This is a genomic window from Thermostichus sp. OS-CIW-26, assembly GCF_054058395.1.
In genome coordinates this window covers 75184-86861 of sequence record NZ_JBSSAG010000009.1, presented here as the reverse complement: position 1 = coordinate 86861, position 11678 = coordinate 75184, and the positions used below count along the sequence as shown (strand labels likewise).

At 57.3% G+C, this 11678-nt stretch carries 10 protein-coding genes; 1 reads left to right on the top strand and 9 read right to left on the bottom strand.

What is annotated here, in order from left to right:
• Positions 1 to 177: 177 nt before the first annotated feature.
• The 5 genes from sufU to cobM all read right to left on the bottom strand — a co-directional run bounded on the left by sufU (position 178) and on the right by cobM (position 5939).
• On the bottom strand, positions 178 to 660 hold the full coding sequence (sufU, locus tag ACVW0C_RS06045) for a Fe-S cluster assembly sulfur transfer protein SufU (protein WP_011434254.1): 483 nt from the start codon (positions 658 to 660) through the stop codon (positions 178 to 180).
• A gap of 167 nt (positions 661 to 827) precedes the next feature.
• A complete protein-coding gene (locus ACVW0C_RS06040) occupies positions 828 to 2006 on the bottom strand; it encodes an NAD(P)/FAD-dependent oxidoreductase (protein WP_457384632.1) in 1179 nt (392 codons plus the stop codon).
• Entirely contained in the window at positions 2003 to 2830 is an 828-nt protein-coding gene (locus ACVW0C_RS06035) for a sulfurtransferase (protein ID WP_457384631.1), read from the bottom strand. The genes ACVW0C_RS06040 and ACVW0C_RS06035 overlap by 4 nt, the downstream gene beginning before the upstream one ends.
• A gap of 38 nt (positions 2831 to 2868) precedes the next feature.
• Positions 2869 to 4950: a tetratricopeptide repeat protein gene (locus ACVW0C_RS06030; protein ID WP_457384630.1), complete on the bottom strand. Its 2082-nt coding sequence runs from the start codon at positions 4948 to 4950 to the stop codon at positions 2869 to 2871.
• Between the two features lie 188 nt (positions 4951 to 5138).
• Positions 5139 to 5939 (bottom strand): precorrin-4 C(11)-methyltransferase, encoded by an 801-nt coding sequence (gene cobM, locus ACVW0C_RS06025; protein WP_457384629.1) that lies wholly within the window; start codon positions 5937 to 5939, stop codon positions 5139 to 5141.
• A 387-nt stretch (positions 5940 to 6326) separates the two neighbouring features.
• Here cobM and ACVW0C_RS06020 point away from each other — a divergent pair, with 387 nt between their 5' ends.
• Positions 6327 to 6749 (top strand): DUF559 domain-containing protein, encoded by a 423-nt coding sequence (locus ACVW0C_RS06020; protein WP_457384628.1) that lies wholly within the window; start codon positions 6327 to 6329, stop codon positions 6747 to 6749.
• A 40-nt stretch (positions 6750 to 6789) separates the two neighbouring features.
• On the opposite strand, the gene ispD is transcribed toward ACVW0C_RS06020, so the two are convergent.
• From ispD to ACVW0C_RS06000, 4 genes are all read right to left on the bottom strand, one after another.
• Positions 6790 to 7497, bottom strand: coding sequence for a 2-C-methyl-D-erythritol 4-phosphate cytidylyltransferase (gene ispD, locus ACVW0C_RS06015; RefSeq protein WP_041437650.1), 708 nt, complete (start codon positions 7495 to 7497; stop codon positions 6790 to 6792).
• A 149-nt stretch (positions 7498 to 7646) separates the two neighbouring features.
• Positions 7647 to 9053, bottom strand: coding sequence for an ammonium transporter (locus tag ACVW0C_RS06010; protein ID WP_457384627.1), 1407 nt, complete (start codon positions 9051 to 9053; stop codon positions 7647 to 7649).
• A 154-nt stretch (positions 9054 to 9207) separates the two neighbouring features.
• The gene (locus ACVW0C_RS06005; RefSeq protein WP_011430352.1) at positions 9208 to 9546 is read right to left on the bottom strand and encodes a P-II family nitrogen regulator; all 339 of its coding nucleotides are present in this window, start codon (positions 9544 to 9546) and stop codon (positions 9208 to 9210) included.
• A gap of 151 nt (positions 9547 to 9697) precedes the next feature.
• The gene (locus tag ACVW0C_RS06000; RefSeq protein ID WP_457384626.1) at positions 9698 to 11113 is read right to left on the bottom strand and encodes an IctB family putative bicarbonate transporter; all 1416 of its coding nucleotides are present in this window, start codon (positions 11111 to 11113) and stop codon (positions 9698 to 9700) included.
• Positions 11114 to 11678: the final 565 nt, after the last annotated feature.

The following is an 11678-nucleotide window of genomic DNA, read 5'->3' as shown; positions in this document are numbered from 1 at the left end:
GTTGGGCAGCAATTCGTACTTGAAGGCTTGAAGTCGTTGCACCGCTCAATCGTATTCTTGACCTATGCGTGATGACAACGATATTCACATGGCCGGCACTGCGTTTTTAAAGGGCGTCGGCTACGGTCGGCGCTATCCTTCCCCGCCCTGAAGGACGGGGCTTGCCGCGCCTTTTGGTCAGTCGGTGTTTTCGTTGCTCACAAAGGCCGACCCATTGGCCTGGGGTTCGGGCGATTCCAGCGCGTATTTGAGCGCATGCCAGGCCAGGTTGGCGCATTTGATGCGCACTGGAAATTGGGCTACCCCTTTCATGGCGTTCAAAGCCCGTTGCTCCCGCGGGAACTCTTCGCCACCGCGCATCATGGCTTGGAAGCGCTCCACCAACTGCAGAGCTTCGGGGATGGTGCGCCCCCGCACCGCATCCGCCATGAGATCGGCAGAGGCCAGGGCAATGGCACAGCCTGCCCCCTCGAATTTGATATCGACAATCCGCTCCTGGCTGGGATCCAGTTGTAAGGTGAGGTCGATGGTGTCGCCACAGGAGGGGTTGTGGCCACGTTGGTGGCGGTGGACGGGATCCACTCTGCCGAAGTTGTGGGGCTTTTTGTACCGCTCCAGAATGACTTGCTGATAGAGTCCGCGCAGGTTATCTAGAGGCATTGTTGCTCCTGGTTGGTCGCTACTCTGGCCGGTCGGCAAAAGTCGATCCGCTCATAGCCCATTGCCGCCGGGAATAGCCATAGTTCTCAGATATTCAGGATTTGGGAAGCGAGCCCGACCTGGCCCATCTGGTTTTGATCTTAACCCCGTTCTTGGTAGAGCTTGAGTCAGTAGAAAAACTCCTGCCAGCGCAGGGGCTTAAGTTTGCGCATGTACAGCCAGTCAAAAAAGTTCTTCAGCACCGTGGCTGAATAGCCGCGCCAGACCAGCCTGCCTTTCTCGGCAACGGCAACGCGGTTCCCCACCGTTACACAAACAAAAACCGTGGCCTGCGGTCGGTAGGGGATCAGAGGTTGGCCGCGGATGAGCCGCAGCAGGTTTTGGGCTGCAATTGGCCCCTGGCGCACCGCGTACACGCCGATCTTGGGCAAGAGGCGGGATCCCCAAACAAAGTCAGCGCAGTCCCCCACCGCCAAGATGTGCTCTGAGCCTTGCACCCGCAGGTATTTGTCCACGAGCAGGGCTCCCGTCGGCCCTGTTGGCAAGCCGCAGGTGCTCAACCAGCTCGGCACCTGGAAGCCACCTGCCCACAGGCGGGTCTGAGCTATCAACTCGGTGCCATCCGAGAGCCACACGTGCTCCGGCCCAAAGGCTTTCACCTGACATCCGGCCCAGATTTCCACCCCCAGACGGCGGATTTCCCTTTCCACCGCCCGGCGGAAGGGTTCCGAGAAGCCCTCGACCAGATGGGCCTGGCGATGGATCAAGATCAGCCGGGCTTGAGCTAAGGGGATCCCTGTTTCTGCGCTCATTTCCCGGCGAAGATCGTAGAGTTCCCCCATCAGCTCTGTGCCGGTACAGCCTCCTCCCGCCACCACAAAGGTCAGCAGGCCCGGCGTCCGATCCCCCTGGGCTGCCCGTTGCCAGCACTGCCGGATCCAGGTTTGGGCGGCCACCAATTGTTCTGCCGGTCGAATGGTAAAGGCATGTTGGATCCCATCGATGGGGCGCAACTCCCGGCCCACATTCACCAACAGATAGTCGTAGGCCAGAGTTTGGATCCCGGCTTCACTCTCCAGGGTCAGGGTTCGAGCTTCGGGTTGGATGTGGGTGACTCGCCCCGGCAAAAACTGGGCGCCGTTGGCTTGAATATGCTCCAGCAAAGGGATCCGCACCAGCTCTAGAGAAAACCGACCGCTCAGCAGCCGTGTGGACATGCCTGAATTAACACTGTAGGGATAGGGGTTGATGGCGATCACCCGTGCCTGCCCTTTGAGCGCCCGCAAGGCGTCGATGGCTCCATAGCCACATCCGGCCAAGATCACAGTGGGCAGGGATCCCCTCATGGCTGGAGCGGGAACTCCTGGGGATCCCCGGCCGCCCATTCCAGGATGGAGCCGGAATAGCTTTTGGCTTGCCGGCCCAAGTGGGTTAAAACCACCGTGACCCAAGCGGAGCGAACCCCAGCTGTGCAGTAGGCAATGATCTCGGCTTCCGGAGGGATCCCGGCTTTTTGCAGGCGGGCGTGAATTTCATCGGGCGGCAATAGGGATCCTGCCGCATCCATCAGCTCCTTGTAGTAGAGATGCACAGCGCCGGGGATGTGTCCGCCACGTGCCTCACCATAGGGAGTGGCTCCCTCGTATTCTTGGGCTTCGCGACTGTCGAGGATGGCCACACGGTCGGAGCCAAGGCTGGCCCGCAGAGTGTCCCGGTCGATCTCCCACCGGTCGGTTCGCCGCACTACAAAGTCGCCCCGTTGCGGTTCGTCGGCGCTTTGTCGGGTTGTGGTCAGCACTCCCTCCTTCACCAGGGCCGGATAGCCCCCGTCCACCATGACTGCCTGGGGATGACCCAAGCTGCGCAACATCCAAACGATCCAGCCATCTTCTCCCCAGCCCTGTAGCGGATCGGCAGCAACTACCACCGGACGCCCCTGAAACACGCCAATGCCTTGCAGCTTTTCGGTGAGAAGGGCATCATCTGCCAACAGCTTGCCGCTGTTTGCAGCCTCTGGTTGAGTAAACTCCGTCCAGTTCACCGGAATTGAACCCTTCAGGATCCCGTCGGCTTGCAATTCCGCACTGCGTGCATCCAGAAGCGTTGCCCCTTGTTGGATGAGCTGGATGGCGGTTGCAGGGCTGACCACCCAACCTGGCGTTGGTGTCATGGGTTGAGAGAACCTTAACTGGAAGATCCTATCCCACCTTACGGGACGAGTAGGCCGGTATGGGCCTCTTCCATCTGTTTGGAGAGAAGCCGTTGCAGGCTCACTCTGGCTTCGGAGAAGTTGGGAGCGATTTCCAAAGCCGAGCGAAAGTGTTCAATGGCCTGCTCCGGCTTGCCTTGGCGGGCAAGGATGGATCCCAGACGATAGTGAGCTGCTCCATAGCTGCCATTGCTGCGAATGGCCCGTCGATAGCTGGCCTCCGCCGAGGTTAGATCCCCCTTGATGCGCGCCACTTCGCCCAGGCCAAAGTGAGCTTCCGGCAACTCTGAATCTCCTTCGAGGGCCTGTTCAAACTGCTGCATAGCCTGCTGCAACTGTTGGGGCTGGATGAACTTGCGCCCAGAGGCATCCCGTTGTTTGGGCACCAGGTAGGCTAGGCCAATGGCGGCCATCGCTGCGTGCAGATCGGGGGCCAGCTCCAAAGCCCGCCGGTAGTTCTTGATGGCTTCGCTGTATTGCTCTTGGCTTGCCAACACCAGGCCCAAGCCGTAGTAGGCGCGAGCCTGCTGTCTTTTGAACTGGCCATTGAAGATCACCTGGCTGAACTCCTGGCTGGCTTGAGCCAGATGACCTGCATGCACCATTGCCAAACCCAGATCCACCCGCACAGCGGCTGCCAACTCAGGACTGAGATCCAGGTTGAGAGCAGTTCGGAAGGCTGCGATTGCCGCTTTTAGCTGTCCTTTGCGCATCAGCGCTTGTCCCATCACGGCGTGGCCCAGGCCCAGGCGATCATTCAACTCCAAAGCAGCCCAGCAGGAGTCGATGGCCTCGTCCCATTGCCCCAGCTTGAGGCGAACTTGAGCAATGCAGAGATGAGCCTCGCTGAAGTGGGGATCCAACCCCAGGGCCTTTTGTTGCTGGGCCAAAGCTTGTGCCCAGTTGCCCTTCTCTGCCCAGGCTTGGCCGAGCAGGCTATAGATCTCAGCTTGGGCGGATCCCTGGGTGAGGGGGAATGCTTCGGGTAAGTGGGCCAGAACTTCATCCGGCTGATGCTGGGCCAGCCACTGCCGTGCTAGAGCCTTCAGGGTTTCCACCAGGTGGGTGTTGATGCCGCTCCAGTTCGGGTTCAGGTGTTTGGCCTGTTGGTAGTGGCTCAATGCCTCCTGCAGTCGGTTGGTTTTTGCCAACAGATGGGCCAGTTCAATGTGGGCCTCTACGTGATCTGGCTGTCGCCGCACAGCCTCCTGAAACCGTTCCACTGCCTCAGGAATTGGATTGGCCTGTAAAAAGGACAGCCCTTCTGTAAAGGGATCCTGGGATCCCTCCCGCTCAAAGGTGTTGATGGCACGCCGGCCTTGCCAACCCAGCCAGCCCCCCCCTGCAGCCAAGATCAACAGCGGGATCCCCAACCCCAGCGATCTGGTTCGGGCAGGGACATCGGCTTGCCCAAAAGAGCGCACCACCAACCCAGCCCCCAGCAGGAGAGACAAAGCCAGAGCTCCCCCCAAGAAGGGCCTTAGAGCAGGCCTGTGCAACCATTGATCAAGTGTCGGAAAGTTGGCCAGAACGTCGATAGGAGAACTGGGGCGAGCAGTTGTAGGCAGAGGGGTCGGGATCTCGGTCTGGGAAGGGGCGTGAGCAACCGAGGGCTGGCTTGGAGCCGCTTCTGGCCAGCGCTCTTTCTGAATTTTGGGAACCGGTGCCCCCAGAGTTTTAACTTTGCGAAAATCGGAGTTGTGGTCGGGATCCACAACAGGTTTTTGGGCCTCCAGCACCTTGATCTCAGAAATCTTGGTGCCTGGTAATACAATCTGCGTGGCATCGGCACTGCTTTCCCCAGAGGACAAGTAGAAGACTTTTTTCCACTGCGGCTGTGTTTCCCCCTGAAGCCGACCGTACACCACCAGTTGGCTAACTCCCTGCACAGGCAAGCCCCCCAATTGGCTGGCAACTCGATGCAACACCATAGAGCGGCTAAACATCCCCTGCCGTGGGAGATCCACCATGAGGTAAAGGACATCTTGCTTCAGGGCCGAACGGGTTGGCAGGGGGGCCAGGGCCTTCTGCAGAGCCTTGATCAGGGTTTCCACGCTGCGAGCAGCAGATGAGCCAGCCATAAAGTTAGAGTTCGCAAAGTTAAGTTAGAGAGTGAAAAAATGGTCTTGTAACAACTCCAATCCAAGAGGGATCCACTTCTCTCGGCAAAAACGAGTACCCCCTTGCCAGAAGTCCAGGCCTCTGACCTCATCTTGCTGCCTCATTGTGCTCAATCTGCCGGAGTCCGTCAATATACTGAAAGAGCCTGTTACAAACGGGGCTGCTGGCCCATTTTGCGACGGAAGAGGTGGGTGTGGTCAGGGCTGTAGAGCCGCGAGCGGGCAGATCTGGAGCTTGACAAGCCTTTCAAGGCAGGGCTGACGAGATAGAGCACTGTGCGTTCTAAGCCGGCTTGCCGGGTGAGGGCGGCCATCTCGGCCAGGGATCCCAGCCAGATCTGTTCGTCCGGCCAACCCAAGCGATAACAAACGGCAACCGGGGTATCGGCGGGGTAGTGAGCCAGCAGATCTGCCTGCGCTTGTTCTACGTGGCGGGCGCTCAGATATAGACACAAAGAGGCGCGGTGGGCTGCCAGACTGGCCAGGGCTTCTGCTTCCGGTACCTGGGTGCGACCGCTGGCGCGGGTGAGGATAATCGTCTGTACCAACTTGGGTATGGTCAACTCCACCTGCAAACGGGCGGCTGCCAATTGAAAGGCGCTTACTCCCGGCACGATCTCAAAAGGGATCCCTGCCTCCGCCAGCCGGATCAGCAGCTCGTGCAGAGCGCCGTAAAGGCAGGGATCCCCATCCTGCAGCCGCACCACCCGCCGCCCCGCGTTGACCCGTTCCACAATTTGCGGCAGCAGCGTTTCCAGCGTGAAGGAGCGGGTGTCAATGGCCTCAACCCCAGGGCGACAATGGGCCAGCACTCCCTCTGGCACCAAAGAACCTGTGTAGAACACTACATCGGCTTCCGCCAGCAGTCTTTGCCCCCGCAGGGTAATCAGCTCCGGATCCCCGGGGCCAGCCCCGACAATGTAGACAGGCCACGACGTCGGTTCGCGCATTTGCTTGCTTCCTACCCCTTCAAGGGCCTCTTTGAAGATCCCTTTTCCAAAGTCTTTTCAAACTGGATTCCAAGGGAACTTATCTGGAGGCTCAAGCATGCAAGATCACGACAGGCACTCGCATCCCATCTTAAGGTACGTTCGGGAAGACTATTATCCCTACGTTGTTTTACCCCAGCCGATTGCTCTCCTCCTGAGGGGGCCAGATCTCCCACCTCGCCCGCCGGAGCCTGAGCCGCCGCAGATGCCTGCCCGTCCGCTGGAGCCTGAGCCGCCACAGATGCCGGAGCGCCCAACGGAACCTGAACTACCTCGAATGCCGGAACGCCCTGTTAGGCCAAATCTACCCGAGCTACCCCAGCCTTTGATGGGCAAGCTGCAATCGGCATGGGCAACTGGTGCTGGTGCATAGAGCAGTCTAGTGTCCGGTGCTATACCCCTGATATCGCAATGCAGGTATCTAGAGATGGAAAAAGATCACTCGTTTTACTCATTGACATTGAAATTGATGAGCCATGGTTTCTTGAAGGTAATCTGTGTAGGCCAGCCCATACTGTGAATGATCCTAAGCAAAGTAAGCGTGATGCTTATCTAGCGGATAGAGGCTGGGTTGTAGTTCGGTTCTCAGAACGGCAAGTTTATGAAGAAAGTGAAAAGTGCATTAATCTCATCTTTTGCTTGGTTTCAGGTGTCTTGGGTGCATTAGATTCTAAACAGCCAGACTTATCATTTTCATTTCCAACGGACCACAAGAGATGGGGTGATCAAAGTGCTCTTAGTGAACCTAGATTTCTTCCTCCCTACTTTTAATTCCCAAGGTTGAGACTGGCCCTACCGGGATTGAATTGAGCTAACGCGCTGGTCCGAGACGCTGCTGCAGGATTTGTGCGGCCAGCAACACATCCAGGGGGGTGGTTAGCTTCAGATTGGATTCCTCCCCTTCGACGATGTAGACTGGCCAACCCAGCTTCTCGAATAGGGCTGCATCATCGGTTACCTGCCAACCCTGGGCCAGAGCCTCCCGATGGGCTTGCCATAGCATCGACAGGCGAAACCCCTGCGGCGTTTGCGCTGCCCACAGCCGGCTGCGTTCTGGGGTTGACTGAATTTGGATCCCTTTTGGGCCTGCCTCAGCGACTTTAATCGTGTCCTTGACAGGGATCCCCGCGATGAGACCATCCACCTGCTGCAAAGCGGCACTACAGCGATCGAACAACTTAGGGGTAGCTAGGCAGCGGGCCCCATCGTGGATCAACACCCGCTCTACTGTTCCCAGGTTATAGAGATACTCAACCCCCCTGTAAACCGACTCCTGCCGCGTCGCCCCCCCTTGTAAAAGCTGCACCGGCGTGGACAGATCCATTGCCGCCAGGATCTGCTCGATGGCTGGCCAATCGCCGGGTTGGGAGAGAATGCCAATCCACTCGATGGAGCTGGCCTGATCCGCAGCCTGCAACGTCCAAGCCAAAATCGGCTGACCCAAGAGCGGCAGCAACAGCTTGTTGACCGCAGCCCCCATTCGCTTGCCGCTGCCAGCCGCCGGGATCAGAAGGTGCATGGGATCCAAAAGCGCATTCAACCGGATCCCAGTGTACTGCTTGAGGTCAACAAGCCACAAAAGAGAGGGCCAGACCTGACCCCCTCTCTTGATTTTCAGTCCCGTGTCGCTCAGATCCGACAGCCTCCCGTCGAACCGAGCGCAACAGCTCAAGCTCCCTCCACCTCGGTGGCAGCAGTAACGAAGTCAGGGTAGGCTATGTTGCCGTGCTCGCCCACATCCAAACCGGCAATCTCTTCCTCGGCGCTGACGCGCAAGCCAACAGTTACCTTGAGGATTAAAAACAGGATTAGACAGGTGATGAAGGGCCAGAAGAAGAGAGCGAGAGCGCCTACCACCTGCACGCCGAACTGTGCCCAGGTAACCTCTGAATTGGCGTGAGCAAACCAAGGGATCCCTGCTGCCAACACCCCCCAGATACCACAGGTGCCATGCACGGAAACCGCGCCCACTGGGTCATCAATTTTCAGCGCCGTATCCAAAATCACCGCGGAGAGCACCACGAGGATTCCGGCCACCGAGCCAATGATCAAGGCCCCCAGCGGATGAACTGTATTGCAAGGGGCAGTGATGCCCACCAAGCCCGCCAGCACCCCGTTGGCGACAAAGGTCATATCCGGCTTGCCAAAATGAACCCAAGAGGTGAACATCGCCCCAATTGCTCCAGCCGAAGCTGCCAGCAGCGTATTCATGGCAATCCAGCCAATATCGACAGAGGCTGCAGTGGTGGAACCGGCATTAAACCCGATCCAGCCCAAGGCGAGGATAAACACCCCCAACATCCCCAGCGGCAGGTTGTGGCCAGGGATCGCCCGCGGCTCTCCATTAGGGCCGTACTTGCCAATGCGAGGGCCAAGCGCGATCGCACCTGCCAAGGCCGCAGCGCCCCCTACCAAATGCACCACCCCCGATCCAGCGAAATCAATGTAGCCCAGATTTTCCAGCCAGCCGGCTGTGCCGCCGTTGTAGTCGCCGAACAGCCCGTTCCAGGCCCAACCCCCAGAGATGGGGTAGATTAGCCCAGAAATAACGATGGAGTAGATCAAGTAGGCCAAGAACTTAGTGCGCTCTGCCATCGCTCCGGAAACAATGGTGGCGGCGGTAGCGGCAAACACCATCTGGAAGACAAAGAAAGTAAAGGGCCAGCCATCTGCCTCGTAAGCCTGCTGCCAGCCAAAAGCAAACCAGTCAGTGCCGAAGAAGCCAGCACTTTTGCCGAACATGAGGCCAAACCCGATGAACCAGAAGGCGCAACAGCCCATGCAGAAGTCCATCAAGTTCTTCATCATGATGTTGGCGGCATTCTTGGCGCGGGTAAAGCCCGTCTCCACCATGGCGAACCCTGCCTGCATGAAGAACACCAAGGCTGCTGCCACGATCGTCCAAACAATGTCAGCGTGTTTCTGAACTGCCTCGGCCTCTTGAGCAAAGGCAGTTCCCTGGCCGAATAGAAAGACCAGCGCAGCCATTAGAGCAGCAGTCAGACTCCACCTGGCCGGTCGCCAGAGCCACTGGGGCACCTGGCTCTTGAGCTTTTGGATCATTGTTGTACTCATGCTTTTCGACTCACCTAAAGTGACAGTACTTCTCGCAACACATTACCCGAAAAGTAGGGCAAGAACACCTCATCAGATATACAGCAAAAGAGACATGAAGCAAACTCACACGAGGCTCAGGCCGGGCAACCCAAACCCTGAACGTGATCCCTTCTCATAGGGCATCTTGGTTGAGCTCGCCAGTGCGGATGCGGATGGTTTTTTCGACGGGGCTGATGAAAATCTTGCCGTCCCCAATTTCGCCGGTGCGAGCCGCTGCAATCAGCTTCTCCACCACCGTATCCACCAGGTCATCTTCAACCACGATCTCCACTTTCAGCTTTTGTAGGAACTCTACCGTGTACTCGGATCCCCGGTAACGCTCGGTTTGTCCCTTTTGCCGGCCAAAACCCCGCACTTCACTTACGGTCATGCCGACAATCCCGGCATTGACCAAAGCAATTTTGACCTCATCCAACTTAAATGGCCGGATCACGGCCTCGATTTTTTTCATCTGCCTCCTGCACCCTGAACAGTTCCGCTAATTTCTAACACTACCAACACCTGTGAATTGTAAAAACGGATACATTTTTTATCTCCTACTGAAGATGATTACCACTCTGGGTTGGCTCCCGTCAAGACTGGAAGGTCAAGCTTAAGCTACCCTAACGGGAGGAAGCCTCCGATGGGGTCTCACCAACATCCACGGGCGGCTGAGGGCTAAGAGAGGCCAAGCTGGCTGTAATGAGCGCTACCGCAAGCCACCACAGCATTTGTACCTGTGGACGATACCAGATGGTATCCACCAAGCCGTGGACCATCATGCCGGTGCAAGCGGCCAAGCCCGCTGCCACCCACAGACCCTGGGGATCCCGCAAGTTGAGCAAAGTTTTCCAGCATCTCCAGCCGTGATCCCAGAGCACCAAGAGGAACCAGGCGAAAGTTAAAGATCCGATGAAGCCAGTCTCCACGGTGAGCTGCAGCGGCACCGAATAGGCTCCGAGGGCGCTGAAGTTGCCTCGTTGGTAAAGGGGGTAGACGCGGTTAAAGGCAACATTACCGGGGCCGATCCCCAAGATGGGAAAGTCGCGGATCATCTCCAGCACCGCCGCCCAGACATTGAGGCGAAAGTTGTTGCTGGTATCCAACCGCCCCCAAAAAAGGCTCTGCACCCGCAGCCGCAGGGAGCGTACCGTCAGGATCCCGAGCAACAGAGCAGCCCCCCCTCCGCCCAACAGGGCCGGCAAGGCCCAACGCCGCCAGCGGGCTGGCAAATCGACAGAATGCCACTGTGCCAACAGCACGGCCATCAGGGTGAGCATGGCCAGCCCCCCAATCCAGGCGCCACGACTGTAGGTGAGCAACAGGCAAATCAGGTTCACCGCCGTCGTAAACCCGGCCAGGAGTTTCGCCCCCCAACTGGGCCAAATCCAAGTGGCGGCCAGCCCCAGAGGAATGACCGGGATCAAGTAGCCCCCATACAGATTTGGATTGCGCAGATAGCTGTACACCCGCGTCAGACCCGCCAAACCCGACTCCGGATCCACCCAGGTGGCCAGTTCCGCTGCCCCATATAAGTATTGCCGCAGGCCATGGATCCCCATCACCAAGCTGACCAAAAGCAGGGATCCCACAATCCCATCTCGGAATTGGGGTTTGCGCAGCAGACGATGCAACAACAGATAGCCGGCTAGATAAAGAGTCAGCTTCAGCCAGCCATCCCGTGCTGCGTAGGCAACCGGAGAGAGAATCGTTGCCAAGGTGGCAATTCCCCAGAAAAGGCCCAGGGGCAGATGCAGCGGCAGCCCAATCGGCATTTCCACCAAAGCGCACAGGCCCACCAGAGCGGCCATAGCCAGCAAAATCAGGCCCAGGATGCCGGTGGAGCTTTGTGCAGAGAAAATCCAGTAGAGCAGCACTAGCCCCAGGCCAATCCGGTCGGAAGTTTGAACCAATATGCTGCTCTTCCCCCAACTTTGCAGGGATCCCAACAGGCGGCCCAAAAGGCTTCCCTGCTGCCAAGCCTTGATGGGAAAGTCGCGCAGCAGAAAACCCTGCCACAGTTGCGTTGCTCGTTCCATAATCCTCTGGGGCGTGTTGGGCCCAAATCCCCACACCTCAAGTCATCCTACTGGTTTCACCAGCGGGACAAAGCTTTAGTCTATATCCCCAGAGGCAAAGAGACAACGAAGAAGAGCGCAACTTCTTATCGCGCCAGCCGGACAAAGTCCTCGTTAACAAAAATAAAGAATCGGCTAACTCACAAGACTCTACAAGACGAAAAGCATCGAAGAATTGTCAAAGAAGAATTGTCAAAGTTGAGCTTTCGGTCTTAAGAACAAATCGCTATAGAATGCAAAGAAAGAGTAACGAGAAAAACCACAAGAAAGATCTGTCCCAATTTTTAAGTAAGTGTTGGATCGCCGCAGTCAAAAATCCTCCTGAATTACCACAGATTAATTCTCGAAAGACTCTTCAGGCAACATAGGCTAAAGCTTGACCTTGGGATCCTCTTTTGCCCTGATTGCTGAGACTCGAAGAGATCTGATCGCCTAGGGAGGATAGACTTTTTGACTCAGATTGACCTTCCTTCGCTTTGGTTTTGTTTTGGGAATTGAGGTTGGAATAGTGAATCTGAACACGAGT